The 23,879-nt window shown below is 31.8% G+C and carries 19 protein-coding genes; 1 reads left to right on the top strand and 18 read right to left on the bottom strand.

Going from position 1 to position 23,879, the window contains the following annotated elements; all coding sequences use genetic code 11:
- Nucleotides 1-55: 55 nt before the first annotated feature.
- The 14 genes from L3X37_RS13590 to L3X37_RS13525 all read right to left on the bottom strand — a co-directional run bounded on the left by L3X37_RS13590 (nt 56) and on the right by L3X37_RS13525 (nt 18,297).
- Nucleotides 56-1,432, bottom strand: a complete 1,377-nt coding sequence (locus L3X37_RS13590) for an ABC transporter permease (protein ID WP_237240715.1) — start codon at nt 1,430-1,432, stop codon at nt 56-58.
- A gap of 1 nt (nt 1,433) precedes the next feature.
- Nucleotides 1,434-2,678, bottom strand: coding sequence for an efflux RND transporter periplasmic adaptor subunit (locus L3X37_RS13585; RefSeq protein WP_237240714.1), 1,245 nt, complete (start codon nt 2,676-2,678; stop codon nt 1,434-1,436).
- 182 nt (nt 2,679-2,860) lie between these two features.
- Entirely contained in the window at nt 2,861-3,727 is an 867-nt protein-coding gene (locus L3X37_RS13580; protein WP_237240713.1) for a DUF4249 domain-containing protein, read from the bottom strand.
- A gap of 93 nt (nt 3,728-3,820) precedes the next feature.
- Nucleotides 3,821-6,196 (bottom strand): TonB-dependent receptor, encoded by a 2,376-nt coding sequence (locus L3X37_RS13575; protein WP_237240712.1) that lies wholly within the window; start codon nt 6,194-6,196, stop codon nt 3,821-3,823.
- 74 nt (nt 6,197-6,270) lie between these two features.
- Nucleotides 6,271-8,478: an NADP-dependent isocitrate dehydrogenase gene (locus tag L3X37_RS13570; protein WP_237240711.1), complete on the bottom strand. Its 2,208-nt coding sequence runs from the start codon at nt 8,476-8,478 to the stop codon at nt 6,271-6,273.
- Between the two features lie 864 nt (nt 8,479-9,342).
- The gene (rplS, locus tag L3X37_RS13565) at nt 9,343-9,693 is read right to left on the bottom strand and encodes a 50S ribosomal protein L19 (RefSeq protein WP_099563257.1); all 351 of its coding nucleotides are present in this window, start codon (nt 9,691-9,693) and stop codon (nt 9,343-9,345) included.
- 282 nt (nt 9,694-9,975) lie between these two features.
- Nucleotides 9,976-10,476, bottom strand: a complete 501-nt coding sequence (locus L3X37_RS13560; protein WP_237240710.1) for a hypothetical protein — start codon at nt 10,474-10,476, stop codon at nt 9,976-9,978.
- Between the two features lie 18 nt (nt 10,477-10,494).
- A complete protein-coding gene (gene trmD, locus L3X37_RS13555; RefSeq protein WP_237240709.1) occupies nt 10,495-11,172 on the bottom strand; it encodes a tRNA (guanosine(37)-N1)-methyltransferase TrmD in 678 nt (225 codons plus the stop codon).
- A gap of 67 nt (nt 11,173-11,239) precedes the next feature.
- Nucleotides 11,240-12,436: a mannonate dehydratase gene (gene uxuA, locus L3X37_RS13550; RefSeq protein ID WP_237240708.1), complete on the bottom strand. Its 1,197-nt coding sequence runs from the start codon at nt 12,434-12,436 to the stop codon at nt 11,240-11,242.
- An 18-nt stretch (nt 12,437-12,454) separates the two neighbouring features.
- Complete coding sequence (locus L3X37_RS13545) at nt 12,455-13,273, bottom strand: SDR family oxidoreductase (RefSeq protein WP_237240707.1); 819 nt, start codon at nt 13,271-13,273, stop codon at nt 12,455-12,457.
- A 5-nt stretch (nt 13,274-13,278) separates the two neighbouring features.
- On the bottom strand, nt 13,279-14,595 hold the full coding sequence (locus L3X37_RS13540; RefSeq protein ID WP_237240706.1) for a putative oxidoreductase C-terminal domain-containing protein: 1,317 nt from the start codon (nt 14,593-14,595) through the stop codon (nt 13,279-13,281).
- Nucleotides 14,596-14,764: 169 nt separating this feature from the next.
- The gene (locus L3X37_RS13535) at nt 14,765-16,141 is read right to left on the bottom strand and encodes a Gfo/Idh/MocA family protein (RefSeq protein ID WP_237240705.1); all 1,377 of its coding nucleotides are present in this window, start codon (nt 16,139-16,141) and stop codon (nt 14,765-14,767) included.
- Nucleotides 16,142-16,158: 17 nt separating this feature from the next.
- The gene (locus tag L3X37_RS13530; protein WP_237240704.1) at nt 16,159-16,947 is read right to left on the bottom strand and encodes a ThuA domain-containing protein; all 789 of its coding nucleotides are present in this window, start codon (nt 16,945-16,947) and stop codon (nt 16,159-16,161) included.
- An 87-nt stretch (nt 16,948-17,034) separates the two neighbouring features.
- Nucleotides 17,035-18,297, bottom strand: a complete 1,263-nt coding sequence (locus L3X37_RS13525; RefSeq protein ID WP_237240703.1) for a DUF6807 domain-containing protein — start codon at nt 18,295-18,297, stop codon at nt 17,035-17,037.
- Nucleotides 18,298-18,618: 321 nt separating this feature from the next.
- On the opposite strand from L3X37_RS13525, the gene L3X37_RS13520 reads away from it, so the two are divergent.
- Nucleotides 18,619-19,635, top strand: coding sequence for a LacI family DNA-binding transcriptional regulator (locus L3X37_RS13520; protein ID WP_237240702.1), 1,017 nt, complete (start codon nt 18,619-18,621; stop codon nt 19,633-19,635).
- A 14-nt stretch (nt 19,636-19,649) separates the two neighbouring features.
- Here L3X37_RS13520 and L3X37_RS13515 read toward each other — a convergent pair whose 3' ends face one another.
- From L3X37_RS13515 to L3X37_RS13500, 4 genes are read right to left on the bottom strand one after another with little or no spacing between them, the layout of a single operon-like run.
- Nucleotides 19,650-20,306 carry an alpha/beta hydrolase gene (locus L3X37_RS13515; protein ID WP_237240701.1) on the bottom strand — a complete coding sequence of 219 codons (657 nt, stop codon included), beginning with the start codon at nt 20,304-20,306 and terminating at the stop codon, nt 19,650-19,652.
- Nucleotides 20,307-20,648 (bottom strand): hypothetical protein, encoded by a 342-nt coding sequence (locus tag L3X37_RS13510; protein WP_237240700.1) that lies wholly within the window; start codon nt 20,646-20,648, stop codon nt 20,307-20,309.
- A gap of 1 nt (nt 20,649) precedes the next feature.
- A complete protein-coding gene (locus L3X37_RS13505) occupies nt 20,650-21,906 on the bottom strand; it encodes a dihydroorotase (RefSeq protein ID WP_237240699.1) in 1,257 nt (418 codons plus the stop codon).
- Nucleotides 21,903-23,828, bottom strand: coding sequence for a vWA domain-containing protein (locus L3X37_RS13500; RefSeq protein ID WP_237240698.1), 1,926 nt, complete (start codon nt 23,826-23,828; stop codon nt 21,903-21,905). Before L3X37_RS13500 ends, L3X37_RS13505 begins: the two co-directional genes overlap by 4 nt.
- Nucleotides 23,829-23,879: the final 51 nt, after the last annotated feature.

The following is a 23,879-nucleotide window of genomic DNA, read 5'->3' as shown; positions in this document are numbered from 1 at the left end:
TGTTAGTTGATTGATAAGATTTTATTATATGGTTAATAGCTAAATAAATTATGTTTTATTCAGATCTTAGAGCTTCTATAGGTTTTTTATTTGCTGCTGCTTTAGCAGGAAATATTCCAAATATTAAACCAACAATTACAGCTATAAAAAAGGATAATAATATAGAGTTTATTGATAATATGGTTTCTATACCAGATGCTATTTCAATAATGTAAGCACCTATTATTCCAACAATAATACCGATAATACCACCTCCAACACTTATAAGTATCGATTCTGCTAAAAACTGCAAAATCACATCTTCTTCGGTAGCTCCAATAGCTCTTATAATTCCAATTTCCTTTGTTCTTTCAAGTACTGATGCTAGCATAATATTCATAATACCAATACCACCAATTAATAAAGAAATACCAGCAATAATACTCAAAACAATGTTGAATATTTGTTTTGTTTTTTGTTGTTGTTTAAGTAGTTGAATAGGAATGGTTATTTCAAAATCTAGTACATCATTGTGTTTTCGTTTTAACATTTTACTCAATACTTCTGCAGTAGCTTTTAATTCAGTAGATTTATTAACCTGTACTGTAAGCTTGTCTATTTGATGGTAATTTCCTCTTGGGATTCTTTTTTTTGGACCTTGGTTATTTCCGTTTACTATAATTATACCACCACCACTAAAATCTAAAGGTTTTTCGCTTATAATTTTTCTGTTTTTATAGCGAACCAAAAATGTTTTGATAGGTGTGTACACATCTTGATTTAGATCTCTTATACCTAAGTTTTCTTGCGCTTTTTCAGAGATTAGTTTTTCTTCTATTACGCCAATAATTTGTAGCCAAACATCTTTTACTTTTATATATTTACCAATAGAGCCCTCGCCAGTAAATAGTTTTTTTTCTAATTTTTTCCCTATAATGCATACTGGTAATGCATTTTTTAATTGGTAATTGGAAAAATTTTTACCTTTTTCCAGTTGTATATTTGATACCTGAAAAAACGATGGGTATATGCCTATAAGTTTTACGGGTTTCTGTCTACCATTGTTTATAACATAGGTATCCATAATAATTTCGGGACTACTAACCTTAATCGATGGAATGTTTTTTTTAATGCTTTCAACATCTAATAAATCTAATCCTTTAGATATTTTTTTAGACTCATTAGCTCCTTCATTATTTTCATCATCTTCATTATTGTCATCTTTTTCATCTGGAATAGGGGTAATTACTATGTTGTTAACCCCTACTAGCTCTAGTTGCGCTAATATTTCTTTTTCGGCACCGTTACCAATTGCTAACATAGCTATTACTGCCGCTACTCCAAAAATAATTCCGAGAGCAGTTAAAAAAGTTCTAATTTTATTGGTTTTTATAACTCTAAAGGCTTCAACGAAATTAGACTTTAATTTTTCTAAAAATAGTTTGTCTAACATCTTATTTAATTAGAGTTATAGTTTCGTTGGTAGAATTTTCCGGTTTACTAAGAAATATAATATCATCTTCTTGTAAACCTTGTTTAACTATAATATCGTTGTTATTGGATTTACCTAAGATGACTTGTCTTTTTTCTGTTGAAAGACCAGATTTTTTGTAAACATAGGTTATAGAGTCTATTGTAAACACAGACTCTAACGGAATTGTTAAAACATCTTTTTCAGTATAAGTCAATATTTTGTTAGATGTGGTCATTCCTGGTCTAATATTATCATCAGTTTTTAATAATTTAATGAGTATTTGGAAAACTTTTATATCTGAACCTCTTTTCTTTTCACCTACATTGGCAACATCTGTAACAATACCTTCTAGTTGTATTTCAGGAAAAGCATCAAAGCCTACCGTTACAGGCATATCCTTTTTTATTTTTCTAATATCAACTTCATTGGCAAAGGTTCTAGACTCCATCTTACTTAAATCAGGCAAAGAGGCAATAGCTGGATTCCAAGCGCTTATACTTGAGCCTACTTTTTTCTTTCTACCGTCCCACTCTGTAACATAAGTAACCATACCATCTGATTCTGAATGTATTGTGAATGATTTTAGTAAATCTAACAAGGCGTCTAAGCTTTTTTGGTTTTTCGTTACCTCTGCAGAAACTTCAACCATTTTAGCTTTAGCTTGCTGTATTTTTATATCGTAATCATCTTTTTTTTCCCTTAAATCTCGTTCAAGTTTTTTTATGGTTATTTCAAGTTTTTTTATTGTTGCTGGTGGTTCGTAAATAGACTGTTTTAGCTCTAGTTTATTTTCTTCTATGTTAAATTGCAGATCTTTAATAGCATTTCGTTCTTGTTTTAAGGTGAGTGTTGTATCTAGTTGTTGCTGTATAAATTGTGATTGGGCAGACTCTAAATTTAATCTGGCATCAAGTATTTGTTCGTTGACTTCTGCAGGATCTAATCTACCAACGTAATCACCTTTTTTAACAATAGTGCCTTCTGCTATTAAATCTTGAATTTTCACATCTCTTAGTCTAAATTTTCTTAAATTTCTAGGACCATTGATGTTTTTTAGACTAGTGGAACGCACTTCTCCTGAAGTAATGATTTCGTTTATAAAATCTGTTTTTACTACCTTGGAAGTTAGTGAACTATCTTCGTCGCTATTAGCGCCAAAATAAAAATAGGAAATAATTAATAGGAGTATAGCTCCTATTATGATGGTTAGTCTTTTTTTATTCATATTGGATGGTTTTTTGATTGGTGATATTAAAACAGCTTAAAAGTATAATACAAATAATTTCTTACAGTTAATAAAATCATAATTTTATGATTCTATTTATAAATGACGCTGATTCTTTGAAAAAATTTAATTTACTTCTATAAATATCACACAACTTTTGTGCCAACTCTTAATAAAAAAAGTTATTCTATCACATAAGTGAAGGTATCTGTTTCCGAAATCCTAAAATAACCTAATGGGTAGTTGTCTGGGTTAGTTGTGTTTATGCAATTGCCTCTTACGGTTGCAGGTTGGGTTTCAAATGGGTCACCAGATTCATCGTCAGTTTGTTGTAGTAAAATATCTAAATAGCTATATGCACGTCTAGAAATGCCATAATTTTTTATTTCTAATAAATCACCGCTTGAAATATTTTCATCTGAATAAAAGGCAAAAATTTGATTTCCGTCTGTAAACTCATCATCATAAACTTCAAGACTAATAATATTTGTAGCTAGTTTTCTAAATTCGAATAAATAAAAATTCTCTATATCTTTTGGGTCTGTGTAAAAAGCTTTTATTTCAATTTCGTCGCCCGCAAAACCACCATCGTTTTCTTGTTCAACAAATTCAATTGGAGATACTGGTATTAATGTTTCAGTAGCAGTGTAAACTTCATTATTATAAGTAATGGTTAGCGTGTATTCTCTATTAATTACAGGAATAAAAGTATTGTTTGTGTAAATACCAGTATTACCTTCTTCAGTAAAATTAAAGGTATTGCTATTTGAGTCTGTTACAATTACAGTAGCTCCTGTTGCTGGAGGAATAGTATTATTAAAATAGGGTGCAGTTAGCGAAAGTTTTATAAATTGCTCATTACCGCTAGTGCCTTTTTGCCAGTTTAGAGAGGCATCTATAACTAATCTTGTTTGAGCAGTTTCAAGGTCGACTTGAATAACATCTTCACAAGAAAATATAATTAAGCTTATTAAAAATAGGCATGTTAATTTCTTGTTCACAATGGTTACATTGATTAAGTGTTCATGTATTTTTTTTAAATTATTCATCTGTCTAAATTTATTATTTTTTATCGGTCAGATGTAATTCGCCAATAATAATCTCGGTGGGTAACCAGATTTGTTATGACTCATTTCATAAGCTTAAAGTTTAAAATTATAAGATATTGAAGGCACAATTCCAAAAATGGAAAAGCGTGTCGCTTCGTTAAATCCAGTTGTTGTGTTTTGACTAAAATTTATTGATTGTGCATTTCTGCGATTATAAATATTATATATGCCAAATACCCAGTGGCTTTGCCAGTTTTTGTTTTTTGCTCGTTTTGGTTGATATTTTAACGAAACATCTAACCTACTGTAAGCTGGTAATCTGTTATCATTTCTCTCGCCATAATTAGGAATATTAATACCATTATATACATATTGACTATTTGGAAATGTTACTGGTTGCCCCGTTTGAAACAAAAAATTAGAGTTAATTTCCCATCTATCATTTAATTTATAGCTTGTAGTTATAGAGATATCGTGAGTTTTATCAAAAGGGGTATTATACCAGTTGCCATTATTGATACCTAACTCGTTTGGCGTTCTGCCTTTTGTTTGCTGTTCAGATTTCGATAGGGTATAAGCTAACCAACCTTTAAATCTGCCTTCATTTTTTCTTAATAAAAACTCTAGTCCGTAAGCTCTAGCTTCTCCGTTAAGAATAGCTTGTTCAATGGCGTTATTTGCTATTAAATCTGCGCCATCAATGTAATCAATTCGGTTTTTAATAGTTTTATAAAAGCTTTCAATTTCTAATGAGTACACATCATTATTAAAATTTTTAAAGTAGCCTATAGCGTATTGATCTAGCAGTTGGGGTTTTACGTATTTGCCACTTGGCGTCCATACATCTAAAGGTGTTGGTGAGTTGGTATTAGATAATAAATGTAAATATTGACTCATTCGGTTATAACTTGCTTTTAAAGAGCTATTTGAATTGATTTGATATGCTGCTGAAAACCGAGGTTCTAAATTGAAGAATTTTGCAATGGCATCGTTACGGTTAAACGATTCAGTACCAATAGGATCTGCTTTTTCGTAAATTTGAAAATCGTCATTAAAAACAACAGGTTGATCATTCGCATAAATATTTAGTTCGTCCTGCCCTAAACGTAAAAACGAACTCAATCTTAGCCCGTACGATAATGCCAATTTTTTTGATACTTGATGTCCGGCATCTAAATATAAAGCATTCTCAAAAGCATACTTATCAATAAGCTTAAAAGGATTAATACCCGAAGTTTCAACCGTTGGGTTTATTTCTCCTGGATTAAATTTGTAGTAAATACTATTTAACCCGTATTGAAGTTTTAATTTGTCGCTTAAATAATGTTTAAAATCATATTTCGCATTAAAATTCTGAATTCCAGAAACCCAATCAAATTCAACAAAACTTAATTTTAAATCGTAGTAATAATCTGAATAAATTAATGATAGATTAGAAAATAATTTGTCTGAAAACAAGTGATTCCATCTAAAATTTAAAACCGAATTACCATAAGTGTTTTCAAAAGTATCTTCAATTCTAAATACATCTCTACCAAAATATCCAGACAAGTAAATGTTATTTCGGTCGTTTAATTTATAACTCAGTTTGGTGTTTAAATCATAAAAATAAGCGATGTTATTTAAATCGAATAACGGCAAAAATAAATGCGCATAACTAGATCGACCACCAAATAGGAACGAGCCTTTATCTTTTTTTATAGGCCCCTCAGCAAGTAACCTGCTAGCAACTATACCAATACCACCATTAATACCAAATTTTTTACTGTTTCCTTCTTTTTGATAGATATCTAAAACCGAGGAAACACGCCCACCGTAACGAGCGGGAATCCCTCCTTTATATAAGCGTAAATCTTTAATGGCATCTGGATTAAAAACCGAAAAGAAACCAAATAGATGTGATGAGTTATAAATAATAGCCTCATCTAAGAGTATTAAATTTTGATCGGCCGACCCACCTCTTACATTAAAACCAGAAGAAGCTTCGCCAGCGCTGGTAACTCCAGGAAGTAGCGTGATAGCTTTAATTATATCTGCTTCGCCTAAAACAACGGGGATTTTTTTTATGGTACTAGAGGTTAATTTATTAACACTCATTTGAGGTTTTTTAATACTTAATTTTTCAATATCTTCAGTAATTACAACCTCGTTTAAGCTTTCAATAGATTCAACTAAACTTATGTTTTTTGTAATATCATTATTTAATTCAATAGTTTCATTTACAGTTGTGTAGCCTAAATAACGTATAGTTATAGTATAAGTGCCTTTTGGTAAGGTGATGGAATAAAAACCATATTCATTGGTGGTTGTTCCAGTGCTTATCTCGGGAAATAAAATGTTAACACCAATAAGTGTTTCGTTACTTTTTTCTTCTGAAATTACACCGCTTAAAGTAACTTTTTCTTGAGCATTTAGTGAGACACTGTATAAAGATATGGCAATAGTAAACCATAACATAAAGTTTTTCATGTAGCAATTTTTTTATAAAAATATAAAAAAGCCCCTAATTTTAGGAGCTTTTAACAAAATATATAGATACTGTATTATAAAATACTGTTAAGTGTTTTACTAGGTCGCATCACTTGATTTATTAATGTTTCATTAGGCTCATAATACCCGCCAATACTTGCTGGTTTACCCTGAATTTCTATTAATTCACTTATAATTTCGGTTTCATTATCTGCTAGTTGCTTTGCTAATATTGAAAACTCTTCTTTTAGTGCTTCATCTTTATTTTGCTTTGCTAATTCTTGCGCCCAATACATGGCTAAATAAAAATGGCTTCCTCTATTATCTAATTCCCCGGCTTTTCGAGATGGTCCTTTTTTGTTTTCTAGTAACTTTTCGGTGGCATTATCTAACGTTTCACTTAGTATTTTAGCTTTTGCGTTATTATTAACCTCACTAAAATGTTCTAATGAAACAGCGAGTGCTAAAAATTCACCTAAAGAATCCCAACGCAAGTGATTTTCTTCTAATAACTGTTGTACGTGTTTAGGGGCAGATCCACCAGCACCGGTTTCAAATAGTCCGCCACCATTCATTAAGGGTACAATAGATAACATTTTTGCACTTGTGCCAACTTCAAGAATTGGAAATAAGTCGGTTAAATAATCACGCAACACATTTCCAGAGACCGATATGGTGTCTTTACCTGCTTTTAATCTTTCACAGGTAAAAATGGTTGCATCTACTGGCGATAAAATTCGCAAATCTAAGCCGTTAGTATCATGATCTTTTAAATAGGTGTTTACTTTTTTAATTAATTCGGCATCATGAGCTCTATTTTCATTTAACCAAAATACGGCAGGAGTTTGCGATGCTCTAGCTCTTGTTACAGCTAATTTTACCCAATCTTGAATTGGAGCATCTTTTACTTGACACATACGCCAAATGTCTCCAGTTTCAACAGTGTGCTCAATTAAAATATTGTTAGAACTATCTACAACACGAACACTGCCATTTGAAGGAATTTCAAAAGTTTTATCATGCGATCCGTATTCTTCAGCTTTTTGAGCCATCAATCCAACATTAGGAACGGTTCCCATAGTTGTAGGATTAAAAGCACCATGTTTTTTACAAAAATCGATAGTTGCTGTATAAATTCCTGCGTAGCTGCTATCAGGTATCACAGCCTTAGTATCTTGTAGATTGCCATCAATGTTCCACATTTGTCCAGAAGTTCTAATCATTGCTGGCATTGAAGCATCAATAATAACGTCGCTTGGTACATGTAAATTAGTAATGCCTTTATCACTATTTACCATGGCTAAATCTGGTCCGTTTTCTAAATCAGCTTTAATATCAGCTTCAATGTCTTTACGTTTAGTTTCTGGTAATTTTTTTATGTCTTCTAGTAAATCTCCAAAACCGTTGTTTACATCAACACCAATTTCTTCAAATGTTTCTCCATGTTTTTCAAATAAATCTTTGAAGTATGTACGTACGGCATGACCAAAAATAATAGGGTCAGAAACCTTCATCATGGTAGCTTTCATGTGTAGTGAAAACAATACGTTTTTCGCTTTAGCATCTGCTACTTGTTCTTCTAAAAAGCTTAATAGCGCTTTTTTGCTCATTACCGTAGCATCAATAATTTCGCCTTCTAATAAAGCTAAATTATCTTTTAAAACGGTGGTGTTTCCATTAGCATCTATATGTTCAATTTTAACTGTTGTAGCATTGTTTATGGTTACCGATTTTTCATTGTGTGCAAAATCGCCATGGCTCATAGTTGCTACATGTGTTTTAGAATCGTTAGACCATGCACCCATAGAATGCGGATTCTTTTTGGCGTAATTTTTTACGGCTTTAGGAGCGCGTCTATCTGAGTTTCCTTCACGTAATACTGGGTTTACGGCGCTTCCTTTAATTTTATCGTAACGTAATTTTATACTTTTTTCTGAATCGTTTTTAGGTTCGTCTGGGTAATTTGGAATGCCAAAACCTTGAGATTGAAGCTCTGATATTGCTGCAGTTAATTGCGGAATTGAAGCACTAATATTTGGTAACTTAATAATATTAGCTTCTGGCTTTTTTGCTAATGCTCCTAAAAAAGCCAAATCGTCTGAAACGCGTTGGTCTTCATTTAAAAAATCAGGAAAAGCTGATAAAATTCTGGCTGCTAAAGAAATATCTTTTGTTTCAATATTAATTCCAGAAGATTTAACAAAAGCCTTTACTATTGGTAAAAAAGAACGTGTTGCTAAAGCTGGTGCTTCATCAGTTTTTGTATAGATAATTTTAGACATTCGCCTTGTGTTTTTTTAAGATTTATAACTAAAAAGTAAGTGCAGAAATAACGATATCGTTTTCGCGACGCGAATATACAAAAATTGACTTTTAAAATTGTTTAAAAAATGTAATGAAGTAAAGCGGTTTAAAGTAAATTTAGTAGAAAGCTAAAAAAGTTTAAATCATGTAAGATATTGCTAAAAAAACAGGTGCTTAAATTATAAAAAAACAAAAGCCATATCACTGTAGAATTTAATCTACTCTGACATGGCTTTCTTTGAAATAACGTTACGTGATCTATTAGTATTACTACTACGGTAGTTTTAATTTTCATAAAACCGTTTCAATTCAAGTACTGTTATTTCAATGAAACATTCTGTGTTGTAATTTTCAAAATGTATTGACCTATTACCAAAATGCTTCAGTTTAATTGTTTTTCTTGATGCGTAGCAGTTAGCCTTTCATTTTCATGTCTGGTAAACTCCTTAGCATTGCTCTATGTATAGCGCTCCCTTTCGTTAACGCTACCTTTTCAAGCTTTCTGCCATACTAGATTCCATCTACTTGCGCATCTGGGACTTTTTACAGCGTCATGATTCTCTGCTTACACACGCATACACGTGGCGCATCCAAACCTCAAAAAACAATTATATATAAAGAACGTTACTCTATGTTAGATCTTAATACAAATTCGCTTTTTACACGAAACCAATCGAGACTGTTGTTAATTTCTTCTGCTAATATATAATCACAATTTAAAAAATCAAACTTTTTAAGCTATTAGATATCAACTATTTATAAACCGTACTTATTAACTTTTGTTAATAAAAAAGCCCTGAGAAGTCTCAAGGCTTTTAAATACTACAATGCAGTTTGTATTATTAACGTCTGCGTTCTTTAATTCTAGCTTTTTTACCAGTAAGCCCTCTAAAGTAGTAGATTCTTGCTCTACGTACAGCACCACGTTTGTTAACTTCTATTTTTTGTAATGCTGGTAAATTAACTGGGAAGATACGCTCTACACCAATAGATCCAGACATTTTTCTAATTGTAAAAGTTTCTGATGTTCCAGAACCTCTTCTTTGAATAACCACACCTCTAAAAAACTGAGTACGCGTTTTGTTACCCTCTTTAATTTCGTAATACACTGTAATAGTGTCACCAGCTGCAAATTCTGGTAAATCTTTTCTTGTTACAAATTCGTCTTGAACAAATTTTACTAAAGATTCCATATCTTTAAATTTAATTGATTGATTCAGAACAACATTCACGATTTTCGCCAGAGGTTAACCCGAAATTGGCTGCAAAAATAAGTATTAATTAATAATCTACAATATTTTTATTTATATTTTTTTGGGTGTTCCTTTTTGCTTTAAAATTTGGTAATCGTTTAATGTTTTGTAAAAGCAAAAAAGTCAGGCTAGTAGTTTATCCTGAGCGCAGTCGAAGGGCTATATCTTTCTTGTGCCTTAAAAAAAAGGATGCCGCTGCTATCCTTAACACGGGTTGAATCTTTAATAACCATGTCTTTTCTTCCAATCAGAAATATCAATTTTTTCAATTTCTTCAAGTCTTTTCTCTTCAGATTTATTTGATGAGTAGTTTAAATAAATAAACCAAGCGCTGAAACTTAAAACGAATATTAAAATCCTTTGTTTTAACTTTAAGAAGTAGTTTTCACTGCTTAATGTGAAAATTGTATGATGGCTTAAACCGAAAATGTTAAAAAAGATCAGAGGACCAAAAAGAAAAAGTATAACCATTTCAAAAACGGTATAACTTTCAGTTTTATTATTTTCTAACCTTTGTAATTCAGCTTCTATTTCAAGCTTTTGAATAGTCTTTTTCTCTTTTGAAATTTTGTTTTGTTGTTCTTGAGAAATATTTCTTTTTATTAATTCTTTTTTTGCTTGTTTAATAGCTTCTTTTTGCCATATGTTTTCATCTTTACAATTAGCAATCTCAATCAGCTCATCTGTTTCTCTATCACTAATTGGTGGAATAAATTCAGTCATTGTTTTAATTAAAAAAGTTTAATCCTTCAACAAATCCGGTCGTCGCTCTTTTGTTCTTAAATAAGCCTGTTCTTCGCGCCACTTTTCAATTTCGGGTAAGTTGCCTCCAAATAATAATTCGGGTACTTTCCAACCTTTATACTCACGAGGTTTTGTATAAATAGGTGGTGCTAACAAATCATCTTGAAATGAATCGGTTAGGGCAGAGGTTTCATTACCTAAAACACCAGGGATTAATCGTATTACAGCATCGCAAAGTACAGCTGCACCCAACTCACCACCAGATAATACATAATCGCCAATTGATATTTCGCGCGTTATAAAATGGTCACGTACACGCTGGTCTACACCTTTATAGTGTCCACATAAAACAATAATATTTTCTTTTAACGAGAGTTGGTTGGCAATGCCTTGATTTAAAGTTTCTCCATCGGGTGTCATATAAATAACCTCGTCGTAGTGGCGTTCTTTTTTTAAAGCAGAGATGCATTTATCGATAGGTTCTATCATCATTACCATACCTGCACCACCGCCAAATTGTGTATCGTCAATAGATTTGTAATTGTCTGTGGTGTAATCGCGTAGATTATGAAAATGGACTTCAACCAAACCAGCTTCAATAGCACGTTTTAAAATAGAAGCTTCAAACGGACTTTTAAGTAATTCTGGTAAAACGGTAATAATATCGATGCGCATGATAACATATTTAAGTCCCGATAGTTAATCGGGATTCAAAGATAATTAATTGAGAGGCTTTTTATCTTTAATTTGCTTCTAAACTTTTTTCAATAGCCATTGTCATTCCCGTTATTTCAGCCATAGCTTTCATTCTTCCCAGAAGCGGATAACCAGGGTTGTAGTTGTTATCAAAATCTGAAAGTATTTTTCTACCATGATCTATGCGCATTGGGATTCGCTCAGAATTTCTTTTTTTAACTTCTAAAACTAAACTTTTAATGATGTTATGCATATTTACACTGCCTTCCAAATGTTCGGCTTCATAAAAATTACCGTTCGGTTCTTGTTGTGTGCTTCTTAGATGCGCAAAATAAATACGCGAAGAGAATTCTTTAACCATAACATCTAAATTATTATGAATTCCAGCGCCTAAAGAGCCTGTGCAAAATGTTAATCCATTTGAAGGAGAAGGCACTGCATCTAATATCCATTTAATATCGTCACGGGAACTTACAATTCTGGGTAAACCTAAAACTTTCATTGGAGGATCATCAGGATGAATGCACATTTTGATACCATTAGCTTCTGCCGTTGGAATAATAGCTTCTAAAAAATATTTTAAGTTTTCGCGAAGTTTGGTATCATCAATTTGTGAATATTGATTTAGTAATTTTTTAAAAATAATTATGGCTTGTTTAGGATTATCAGCAGAAATACCATCTATAAACCCTTGTGTTTTTACAATAATGGTATCAACCAGATTTGCAATATCTGTTTGTGACATCTTGCTATATCTGTCTTTTGCTTTATCAACAATTTCTGTAGGGTATTCTTTTGTAGCAGCTTCACGATTTAAAAGACAAAGATCGAATACCACAAAATCAACAAAATTAAAATATAAAACTTCTGAGCCGTTGGGTAGTTTATGGTCTAATTCTGTTCTAATCCAATCTATAACTGGCATAAAATTGTAGCAGATAGTTTTAATACCACAGGCTCCTAAATTTTTAAGGCTTTCTTTATAATTTGATATGACTTTATCTCGATTATCACCGCCATATTTAATGCTTTCGTGTATTGGAAGACTCTCTACAACCGACCATCGCATACCATATTGCTCAATTTTATTTTGAGTTTTTTTTATTTCTTCAATAGCCCAAATCTCCCCATTTGGAACATGGTGTAATGCAGTTACAATACCTTCTATACCAATTTGTTTAATTTCAGACAATGAGATATTATCATTATCACCAAACCACCGCCATGTTTTCTCAAGATTCATTTTATATATAAAGCGTTATTAAACACCACTAAATGAAGAAAAACCACCATCAACGGGAAGAATTGTTCCTGTGATAAATGTTGCAGCTTCGGAGCATAAAAACTGAACTGTACCATTTAGTTCATCGATATTACCAAACCGTTTCATGGGTGTTCTTGCCATTACTTTTTTACTGCGTTCGGTTAACGAACCATCTTCATTTATCAATACTTTTCTGTTTTGATCGCCAATAAAAAAACCAGGTGCTATGGCGTTTACTCTAATGCCTTCTCCAAATTTTAAAGCCATTTCTGAAGCTAACCATTGGGTGAAAATATTAATTCCTGTTTTTGCTACTGAATATCCTGGAACTCGAGTTATCGCAGAATATGTTGCCATTGAAGATACATTAACAATAGAGCCACTTTTTTGATCAGCCATACTTTTGCCGAAAACCATACAAGGTAAAACGGAACCGTTTAAATTAAGGTTTGTTACTTTATTGAAATCTTCCATTTTCATATCAAAAAAGGTTTGCTCTGGTGTTAAAGTTGCTCCAGGAATATTTCCTCCTGCTGCATTAACAAGAATATCTATTCGACCCCATTTGTCAATTATTTGTTCACGTACATTTTCGAGACTTTCTTTATCTAAAACATTTCCAATATAACCAATGCAGTGTGCACTAATTTCTTTGAATTCTTTCAATTTAGCATCTAATTGTTCCTGACGGATGTCGATAATAACAACTTTTGCTCCAGCTTTTAAAAAGTGTTTTGCAATATTGCCTCCAAGTACACCGCCACCGCCAGAAATAACTGCTATTTTATTTTTAATACTGTATAATTCGTTATCCATTTAGCTTAATTGTTACTGTTAACAAACTTAAAAGCTTCAGAAGTCGTGTAATATTTAACAATCATATTAGGAACTTCCCAAGCAGGTATATTACCGTCTTTTAGATACTTTAAAAAGTTTTGTGTTACTTGCTCAAAATGTTCTTCGTGACCTATTTTAAATTCTTGAGGAATATTTAAAGTCCAAGTTTCATCATCAATATTTTCGAGTTTTACCTCAGGATATTTTTTATTAATAGTTGTGCTAATTAGAGTTTTTAAATTGTCCTCAAACGCAACTTTATCGGCATTAGAATTTATCTTAATGTATAATTTTGGTTTATAATTTTCTTCTGCCCCTTGTTTTATAATCAAATCACATTTAGTGCCTCGCATAATGCTATAATGGGTGTCGCCAGTACCTTCTGGAGCTTGAAAATTCCATATAACAGATGTTTTAGCAACTTTATCTTTTATCTTGTATGTTATGGAGCCATTGCAATTAATTTTTAATAATTCTCCATCTAAATCTTTTTTTAGAAAATCAGGAAAAGTATCAGCACCAGTTACTTTTTTAAACATATTTTTTGATAAATCTGTAGTCCAATGTTTGGCATCTATAATTTCTATATCTGATTTTTTTAAAATTACATTTGGGAAAGCTTCCCATTGCACCAAATCGACTAAATGTGTTGATACATCGTTTAAACCTTCTCCGCGTTGCTTAGTATCGAAAAACCATTCTGGTCTTTTTAAAGGCTTACCAGAAACGTATTTAAAAAAATGATGCACACTTTCTTTTGTTATGGCTGGTTTTTCAGGTGTGCCTTCAATTAATGTTCCAAATACATTTGTGTTCATTGAAAGTTCACGCTGTAAAATGGTGGTAATTTCAAAGCGTTCGGTCATGATATCATAAACCAGTAAATCCTTTTCAGCGGCTGTTTTAAAAACCTGTTCTAAAGTTTTAAAACCTTCAGGACTTATTATCATGGGTTTGTCTGCATACACATGTATTCCAGCATCAACTGCTGCTTTAATATAATCGATTTTTTTATTGTTCTTACCAGAAACAACCATTACATTTCCTGGTTTTTCGGCAATCATTTTTTGAAGATAATCGTCGCCTTCATAAACTTTTTCAACCCATTGTGTCGGGTTGTTTTCTCTGGTGTTATAGCCTTCTATAAGTTTAAGATAATTGGCAATATCTGGTCCTTTTGGTCCGTATACATAAACATTTTTATTAATTTGGTCATACATTGATTTTTGAACCAATGCCGCATGAAAATGCCCAGGATCTAAAGTCATCAGCTTTACTTTTTTAGGAGCTGGATCTTTCATGGTTTTATTTTCTTGATTTTTATTTGTACAGGACATACAAAAACACAACAATACAATTAATATTTGCGATTTCATTATATATTATTTACTACTAAATTACAGTTAAATCCGCCTGTTTTTATCGTTATTGATTCAAAACAGGAGTTCCTTTTTTCAAATGTGATCTAATCTACATCTTTACATAATCGGTACCGTATGGCTTACGTTGTTCACGTCTCAACATAGCATTGGCCTCGTCATCATTAATAAAAACTTCGTTTTCGGGATCCCATTCTAATTTCCTGTCAAATTGCATTGCGATATCGCTGATCAAACAAATAGAACACGCCTTATGTCCTTTTTCAATGGGTGAAATAGGTTGCTTTCTTGTTTTTATACAATCTAACCAATTACCGTGTTGATCGTCTATTTTTTCAAGATGAATTTCATTTTTTCCTATTATAGATTCCAATATCTTTGGATCGGAAGCATTTAACGCTTTTGCACTTTTTTCTTTATCAACCGGATCGGAAGATGAAGCTGTATAAGCACCTCGCGATACAAAAATCCACCCATCTTCTCCTATGTACTTTATACCATTGGTATATCCACCACTGGTGTATACGGTAATTCCGTTTTCGTATTCGTGTTTTACAAAAAAGTCGCCATGTACATTCCAAAGACCTGATTTTGGAAACTCAGCCAATGCTTCAACAGACATTGGTCCTGTAAGTTCTGTATTCATCCCCCAAGCAGCGGAGTCGTAATGATGTTGTCCCCAACCGGTAATCATACCGGCACCATAATTTCTTTGACGTAACCAACCTGGTCTGCTATAGTCATTCTGTGGATGTACACCTATTTCGGTATAAGGTACTTCTGGTGTCGATCCTAACCACATATCAAAATTCAGGTTTGGAGGTATAGGCATCGTTGGTGCTTCTGGCCCTGCCGGATCACCCGGAAGTCCTATCTTAACTGTATGCACTTTTCCTATACGACCATTTCTTACCAACTCAGCGGCAATGCGAAACTGAGGCATAGAACGTTGTTGAGTACCTACCTGCAAAATAACACCACTCTTTTGTACAGCTTCACATAGTTGTTGCCCTTCCCTAACAGTTAACGATGTTGGCTTTTGCAAATAAATATCCTTACCCGCTAATGCCGCTTCCATAGCGGGTTGCGAATGCCAATGATCTGGTGTACTAATAACCACCGCGTCAATATCCTTGTTCAACAACATTTCACGATAATCTTCATATACTCTGGTATTCATGTATTTCTTCTTACCAGTTTTTTCTTTGTAGAAGCTATCAATCTGATTTTTAGCATCGGTTGCTCGTTGGGAATCTACATCACATACCGCAACAAATCGGGCGTCGTCAAAACGAATGGTATCGTATATATCATGACTGCGAGCAATACGTCCACAACCAATTTGACCGATGTTAATTTTGTTACTAGGCGCATTCTTTCCAAATACATTTGACGGTAAAATGGTTGGCACCAATAATGTTGCTGCACCTCCAGCTGCTGTTTTCTTTATAAAGTTTCTACGTTCCATATTAAGTATTGATTAGTTTATTTTTTTAGTTTTAATACCCAAAGAATACCTCCTCTTAAATGTTTTCTAAAAGTAGGATCATCATACGTCTCTGCGTCATGCCCTAATGCGGTATACCATTGGCGACCTCCATCAAACTTGTGAGACCAACATAAAGGGAAATAGTCACCAAAAACATTATTAGGGTATTCTGATTTCTTTTTGTCTTCAACGGTAGTCATATCTGCCGAAAGTAAAACATGTATGTCTGGATTTAAATTATTGGAATAATAGCACTCGTCATCTACTTTCCATTTTTTATTTAGAAATTCGGTTGAGGGATGATTGGGATCTGTAACAACGACATCAAATTCTTGATGCGGTGCATGTCTTACAAACTTTCCCCCAACAAGCGCCCAATACCACGGCCAATCTCTTGCTACGGCGTTTGATGAATGTATTCCAACAAATCCACCGCCATTTCTAATATATTTTTGAAATGCCTTTCTTTGTTCTTCTGTATCAAAAACTTCATTATTTGCGTTTGAAAAAATGATGGCATCAAATTGAGCTAAACTTTCATCAGTAAATAATGATGCATCTTCACTAGCTACAGTTTCTATTTTTTCAAGTTTACAAATTGCTTCTAATGCCCTTATACTATTTGGAATGTTTTTGTGGACATATCCTTTTTTTCCATTTAAGGAAAGACCATTTTTTGTAAATATTAAAACTTTCTTTTTCTTTAATATTTCAATTCCCTCATTATTTGCTTGCATATTTATGAGAGTAAATATACACAGAATTGCTAATGCTATTTTTTTCATGTGTTTATATTTATTGTTATTCAACGGTCAAATGTAACATCCTAAATAATCATTTGGTTGTATGATTAAATATTAATCATGGATGTTTCATTTATTTAATTGTTTAGAGATTATGGTTGCCTTTGGTGGGTTAGCAAATCCTTGCCAATGTATTTCTGCTTGTTCTGCTGTCATTTCTCCATCAAAAATAAGCATTCGATAATTTAAACTATATTCTTTTTTACTTTCTATTTTCCACTCTATGTGGCGAATGGGACAAAACTCAAAAAACATATCACCTCTTCCTCCATTACTATTAATAGGCCAAACTCGCATGGGTTCTGGAAATTCTTTATTATCAGGGTAACCCATAAATAAAATTCCGCTTCGCCCTTCTTTTGTTTCAGATTCACCTTCAATTATAGCCCATTTAGCAGAAGTGCCATCAGCCGATAAACGATCTTTTCCTTCAGATGTTAATACAGATGCATTGTCTTTATGCCATTTTTCAGTAGCTCTAAATCCAATACCGCCACCATAGCGATACGCATCAAAAAGAATGCCTAAATCTAAAGGGCTTTTAATTTTTGTAGTGTAGTCAATCAACCAAGATTTTTTTTTAGTTGAGATATTCCAAGCTTTAATTTCCAATTCTTCATTTAGCGCAATTCTATTTTTTTCTTCAGCCCCAAAATCTATATGTTCTTGCAATGCTGTAAAACTGCTATAAACATCACCTTGGGTTTCGTTTAAAAAATCTTTGAATAAAACTGTACCCAGTCCATCTCCTATATTCCAAAAATCTACAAACCGTCCTTCTATATGTGTTTTGGTCCAAGGTCCCCAAATACCATAATGGTGATAGTGGTCTGGTGGCTGAATTCTAGTTAATACTTCGCCTTCGGGCGAATAAACAGGGTGGATAAAACCAGATTTTTTATACTTTTCATCAACACCTTCTGGCGGGTTTTTAATTTCGAATTGATAATTTAAAATAGGATTTCCATTAGAAGTTAACAATAAGCCCCCATCTTTTTTAAGGATTTTAATAGGAGTGTTATTATCTTGCTTTGATTTACTGACTAGAGCAAATTTCCGGCTAGTTTCTTTAGGAGTAAAACCATTTAAAACAAACCAAAGTTTTTTTGTTTGTTTATTAATCTGAGAAGGGGTATTTATAAAGTCGCTATTTATAATTTCAACTAATTGAAGATTTTCAATAGATTCTTTTTGATTTAGAATGCTATAATCTAAAAAAACGGGGCAATCTAACCTGTCGTAAGCACCAGTATCTACTTTTAAATGTATAAGGTCTTCAGTACAACTAAATAAAGTGTTAATAAGGATAAGGAAAAGTAAATATAATTTCATTAGTGCTACTTGTTTTGATTTTTAGAAAGGAAAAACATTCACATAATTAGAAGCTATTAATTAAAATAGAGCTTTTTATAAATTAAAAACATACAAATATATAGGATATTATTATTTTACGCAACCGATTGCATAAAATTAAACAACTGAATACTTTTGAATTTGTATTTTATGAATATTTTTTTAATATTTTTAACTAAATTTACATTATAATCGAAAGATTATTTAAATATTTAATTAATTTTCGAAATTATTTGTTGCGTAATATTGATGTTGTTTAATAGTATATGTATGTTTTTGGGGTATAAATGATTATTGTTAATGGAAAAAAAGATTACAATTTACGATTTAGCAAAAGAATTAAATGTTTCCCCTGGTACTATTAGCAGAAGTTTAAATAACCATCCTTCTATTAGTCAAAAAACTAAGGACCGTGTAGTTTTTAAGGCGAATGAAATGGGATACAAGGTTAACAAGTTTGCTGTAAATCTTCGCACGCAAAAATCAAATGCTATTGGGGTTATTGTTCCTAAGCTTAATTCTAATTTTATGTCTACACTTTTAGCAGGTGTAGAAAAAGTTGTTAATGAAGCGGGATATAATTTAATAATCAGTCAGTCATTGGAGTCTGTAGAGAAGGAAATAATGAATGCGAAAACGCTATATAATAGTGGAGTAGATGCTCTTTTAGTGTCTTTAGCTTTTAATTCTGAAAGTTCCGAACATTTTATGCCTTACATCAAATCAAAAATTCCTTTAATATTTATGGATCGTGTATTTAATTTGCCCAATTGCCCTACCATTGTAATTGATAATTTTCAGGCTGGTTATGATGCTACTAATCATTTAATTCAACAAGGTTGTAAAAACATTTTAATTGTAACAGGGAATTTAAAACGAAATGTATATAGTAATAGATTATTAGGTTATAAAGGAGCATTAGAAGATAATAACATTGTTTTTAATGAGGTTAACATTATTGAAACTTCTATGGAACCACAAAGCGCTAAGGATGTAGTAGATTATATAAAAAGTATGAATGTGCCAATTGATGGATTGTTTGTGTTAAGTGATTCGTTTGCAGCTCATTGTATGCAAAAACTAAAAACAGAGGGTTTTAGTATACCCAATGATATTAAAGTTATTGGATTTAATAATGATCCTATTTCTGAGTTAGTCTCGCCAACATTAAGTACTATTGAATATCCAGGGTATAGTATGGGACTTTTAGCTGGCGAGAGTATTATTAATCAAATAAAAGGGAATATTAACTTACAAGAAACAAATTCAATAAGTTTACGTCACAAACTAATAGTAAGAGAGTCTTCAAAAAAATAGCTTACTTTAGCTAATTAAATTCGTTTACTAAGCCAATCTTTCAACTCATAAAAATTCTGTGGAGCAACACCATGTCCAACAGGAAATTCAGAATAGGTATTTTTAATGTTTAGTGTATTTAAAAAAGGTTGTGTTTGTCGAGCCCAATCTACAGGAATAACTTGGTCTACGCTTCCGTGTGAGATATAAAAATCTAAATTGGAATAATTTTTTTCTTCAATATTTTTTGGTAAGATATCTTGGTTTACATAACCACTCAGTGCCACAATATTTTGCACTTTTTTGGGGTAAGTAAGCGCAACGGCATAACTTAATATGCTGCCTTGGCTAAAACCTAAAAGCGACACATTGTTTTTATTTACAGGATAATTGTTTACGGCTTCATCAATAAAATTTGCAATTAATTTAAGAGATTCTTTAGCTTGCTCGTTGTCGTTCCATTTGCCTTTATCGGCATCAAAATTAATGGCATACCAAGCATTACCAAAAGGTTGCAATTGGTATGGTGCTTTAACTGAAATGATGAAAAATTCTTCGGGTAATTCGTTAGCGAATGAAAATAAATCGTTTTCATCGCTACCATAACCGTGTAGCATGATTAATAACGGCGCATTTTCTTTTAGAGTAGATGCTCTAACTATATGCTCAAGTGTTGGAGAATTATAAGGCATTTATCGACCTAAATTTGAAAATATTTTTTGAAATAAATTTCCTAGCAGTGGTACAGGTTGTGATTTTCTTGCAATAGCATTTGACAAACCATATATGATAAGTGTAAAAAAGAATATGTATGTGCATGCTCTAAGCATAAAAACATCAAAATTTCTTGTCACTGATAAGTTTATAACTATAAACGAAAGCCACAAACCTAACGATTGTCTAATGTGAAAACTAGCAAAATCACTTTTTTTATCATCTTCGTTGTTTAGGTAATAAGCAATAATAACTCCAAAAATGGTTATATAGCTTATGATAGCATTTTTGCGTCCTTTATCTATATCTTGTTCTGTCATGTTATAATTTTAAAACTACTTGATTATTAGAAATAACACCGTAAGCTTGTCCCTTTAAAGTTTCGTTTTCAAAAATAGCATTTTTAGATTTTGAAATGATATTCTTTTTGGTGAATGTGTGTTTTGTATCTGGATTAAAAAGGGAAATATTAGCTGTATTTCCAATATTTATAAAGTTTTGTTCTAATCCGAATCTCGATTTTCCTTTGGTTAAAATCTCAATTGTTTTTTTAGTTGTAAAAATATTTTGTAATGCTCCAAAAGCAGATTCAAGTCCTATAGTACCATAATCGGCATGATCAAATTCTATTTTCTTTTGTTCGATATCAATAGGGTTGTGGTCGCTTGTAACCATATCAATAGTGCCATCTTTTACACCATCAATTAAGGCTTCAACATCTTGTTGTGTTCGTAATGGCGGCAGTACTTTAAAATGAGTGTTAAAATCGTTTAGAGATTCATCAGTAAAATATAAATTATGGATAGCGACACTACAGCTTACATCTAATTTTTTCTTTTTAGCAACTCTAATTAGGTCTACCGATTTAGCTGTTGAAATGGTTGGAATGTGCAATTTTCCACCAGTGTATTCTAATAAAAATAAGTCACGTACAATTTGTAGCTCTTCTGCTAAAGCCGGATTTCCTTTTAAACCTAAGGTAGTGCTTGTTATGTTTTCATTCATAACGCCATTTCCTGAGATTTTGTTTTCTTGAGGAAATGAGCATACTAAACCATTAAAATTGCTGGCGTATTGTAATGCAATTTTCATTAGGTTAGGATTAGAAATAGGTTTTTTATAATCGTAAAATGCTACTGCACCAGCACTTGTCATGTCAAATAATTCTGCTAAATCTTCACCTTTGCTATTTAAAGTAAGTGCGCCTATGGGTAATAGCGTTACGGCATTGTTAGCTGATTTTGATGTAACAAATGTTATGTCTGAGTTTGTATCAATCACAGGATTTGTATTGGCATGCATTGCTACTGCTGTAAAGCCAGATGCAGCTGCAGTTTTAAGGCCGTTTGCAATAGTTTCCCGTTCTTCAAAACCAGGTTCTCCAAAACATACACTACTATCAAACCAACCTTGTGAAATGTGAAGATTTTCTAATTTAATTTCGCGATATTTATTTGGATTTTTTAGGGTTTGCCCAATTTTTGAAATGACACCTTTTTCAATTAAAATATCTTGAGTCGTGTTGTGAAACTCACTTTTTGAATCAATAATTGTAGCAGACTTTATAAGTGTGTTCATTTAAAATATTTTAAGATGAGCATTTCAATAAGTAATAATATTAGTGCAAAAATAACAAACCATTTCCACAGGGCGTTAATTTTTGAGTCACTTTTTATAGCGTCGAAAATTTCTGTAATAGAATCACTTACGCTTACGCCCTCTAAATTAGATAGGTTACTATATATCAAATTGCTTTCGCTTCTATTATAATTGTAACTCACATTTGCAATGGTTTTTGCTCTATTTTTAATTGAGTAAGTATTCGCTACCAAAGGATTTTTAGAGGTTTTAATAACTACTTTGTTGTTAAAATACTGTTGTTTTGGAATGATGTTTATGTCGTTTTTCACTAACGTTAAAATATCGTCTTGTTGCAATTGGGTGTCAACATCGAAACTATTTTCGTCACCTATTGTGTAGTATAATTGTGGAATTTTAAAGCTGAATTTGGCAATATTATAAAATGTTGGAACAATTAAAGGTGAATTTTTAAAGTTAGAATTTTCTCTATTTATAGGTGTTGTAAATATAAATGTATTTTTATTTTGATATAAAAAGGCTTTATCATCTTCAAAACTTAAAACTTTTGAAGCACTATTTGAAACCACATTATAAAAACTATTTACTTTAGGGTATTGAAAGTTGCGCACCTGTTTTTCAAACACACCATTACTGTATAATGGGTGTGAATAATTTATGGTTGTAATTCGTTTTTCAGTTGCTATTAAATCATTAAAAGAAGTAGCGTAGTTTGAAAGTAGGGTATTGTAGGACGATTTTACGAGATGTTTTGAAGGAATAATAATTAATGAGCCACCTTGATTTGTAAATGCGTTAGCAGCCGAAACTAGAGCGTTAGGGATATTGTTTATTTCATTTAAAACAATAAGGTGCTGATTGTCTATAGTATTATAATCTACTTTATTAGTTAAAGTTGATGTATAATTAAATTCTTCATTATTGTAAATGCGTTTTAAAAATGAATCATCTACTTCATTTATAGCTAATACATTAATTTTTGATTCGTTATTAATATTAAAAAACAAGTTATTATCAAATTGCAAATGAGCATCGTTAATGGTTAGTTTTCCATTTATAATTTCATTTACAGGGAGCGAAAAATTAGTAGTCGCTTCATCGTCAATTTGTACCGAAGTTTTAGCAATTAAATTATTATTATTAAATAATGAAATAGGAATGCTTTCAACTTTTGCTCCGCTTTGTTTTAGCTTAACACTAAGCTCAATATTTGTTGGAGAGGTGTTAGAAATATAAGCACTATCTATAATAATATTGTTTGAGTTTACAGGCTGTAATTTAACAAAGTACAAGTTTGTTAAAGAATCTTTTTTAATATTTAAATTTTCTTTATTTTGTTGAAAATCAGATATTAAAATAATGTTTTTTAAAGTATTTGTTTTACTGTTAAAAAGTGTATTGCCTTTTAATAATACGGCTTCAGTATTTAAGCTACTAGCGGTATAATCAATTTGCAATAAATCATTTTTTATAGCTTTTAAAGTCGTGTTTTTATAAATAGCATTATTGGTAAATAATGTAATGTTTTCGTTTTCTGGAATATTATTAATAAGGTCTTGTATGGCGCGTTTTAGTAAATCTCCATTGGCACCTTTAGCTTGCATGCTAAACGAATTATCTAGATAAATAACAGTTTCTTTTTCTGTTTTTAGAGCATCTGTTTTAGAAGTAAAAGGTTGTGCAAATGCTAAAACAATAGCAGCTAATAATAATAATCTTGTACAAAGAATTAGCCATTTTTTTATTTGTGAACTTTTACGTGTTTTAAGCGTTGCTTCTTTTAAAAAAGCCACATTGGTAAAGGCTACCTTTTTAAATTTCCGGAGTTGAAATAAATGGACAATTATTGGAATAAGCAGAAAGAATAATGCGTAAAGAAGTTCGGGATGTTTAAACTGCATTCCTTTTTAGATTTGTCAAACCTACATTTTTTTTAATAAAAGTAAAATAGA

Source organism: Wocania arenilitoris (genome assembly GCF_021728535.1).
Classification (GTDB): domain Bacteria; phylum Bacteroidota; class Bacteroidia; order Flavobacteriales; family Flavobacteriaceae; genus Wocania_A; species Wocania_A arenilitoris.
Note: the sequence above shows the minus strand (reverse complement) of the source record. Positions and strands in the feature narration are given on the sequence as shown.

Bases quoted from the DNA above. Each gene is read 5' to 3' on its own strand.
- L3X37_RS13590 (WP_237240715.1), bottom strand. From the start codon at position 1,432: ATGTTAGACAAACTATTTTTAGAAAAATTAAAGTCTAATTTCGTTGAA.
- L3X37_RS13585 (WP_237240714.1), bottom strand. From the start codon at position 2,678: ATGAATAAAAAAAGACTAACCATCATAATAGGAGCTATACTCCTATTA.
- L3X37_RS13580 (WP_237240713.1), bottom strand. From the start codon at position 3,727: ATGAATAATTTAAAAAAAATACATGAACACTTAATCAATGTAACCATT.
- L3X37_RS13575 (WP_237240712.1), bottom strand. From the start codon at position 6,196: ATGAAAAACTTTATGTTATGGTTTACTATTGCCATATCTTTATACAGT.
- L3X37_RS13570 (WP_237240711.1), bottom strand. From the start codon at position 8,478: ATGTCTAAAATTATCTATACAAAAACTGATGAAGCACCAGCTTTAGCA.
- rplS (WP_099563257.1), bottom strand. From the start codon at position 9,693: ATGGAATCTTTAGTAAAATTTGTTCAAGACGAATTTGTAACAAGAAAA.
- L3X37_RS13560 (WP_237240710.1), bottom strand. From the start codon at position 10,476: ATGACTGAATTTATTCCACCAATTAGTGATAGAGAAACAGATGAGCTG.
- trmD (WP_237240709.1), bottom strand. From the start codon at position 11,172: ATGCGCATCGATATTATTACCGTTTTACCAGAATTACTTAAAAGTCCG.
- uxuA (WP_237240708.1), bottom strand. From the start codon at position 12,436: ATGAATCTTGAGAAAACATGGCGGTGGTTTGGTGATAATGATAATATC.
- L3X37_RS13545 (WP_237240707.1), bottom strand. From the start codon at position 13,273: ATGGATAACGAATTATACAGTATTAAAAATAAAATAGCAGTTATTTCT.
- L3X37_RS13540 (WP_237240706.1), bottom strand. From the start codon at position 14,595: ATGAAAGATCCAGCTCCTAAAAAAGTAAAGCTGATGACTTTAGATCCT.
- L3X37_RS13535 (WP_237240705.1), bottom strand. From the start codon at position 16,141: ATGGAACGTAGAAACTTTATAAAGAAAACAGCAGCTGGAGGTGCAGCA.
- L3X37_RS13530 (WP_237240704.1), bottom strand. From the start codon at position 16,947: ATGAAAAAAATAGCATTAGCAATTCTGTGTATATTTACTCTCATAAAT.
- L3X37_RS13525 (WP_237240703.1), bottom strand. From the start codon at position 18,297: ATGAAATTATATTTACTTTTCCTTATCCTTATTAACACTTTATTTAGT.
- L3X37_RS13520 (WP_237240702.1), top strand. From the start codon at position 18,619: ATGGAAAAAAAGATTACAATTTACGATTTAGCAAAAGAATTAAATGTT.
- L3X37_RS13515 (WP_237240701.1), bottom strand. From the start codon at position 20,306: ATGCCTTATAATTCTCCAACACTTGAGCATATAGTTAGAGCATCTACT.
- L3X37_RS13510 (WP_237240700.1), bottom strand. From the start codon at position 20,648: ATGACAGAACAAGATATAGATAAAGGACGCAAAAATGCTATCATAAGC.
- L3X37_RS13505 (WP_237240699.1), bottom strand. From the start codon at position 21,906: ATGAACACACTTATAAAGTCTGCTACAATTATTGATTCAAAAAGTGAG.
- L3X37_RS13500 (WP_237240698.1), bottom strand. From the start codon at position 23,828: ATGCAGTTTAAACATCCCGAACTTCTTTACGCATTATTCTTTCTGCTT.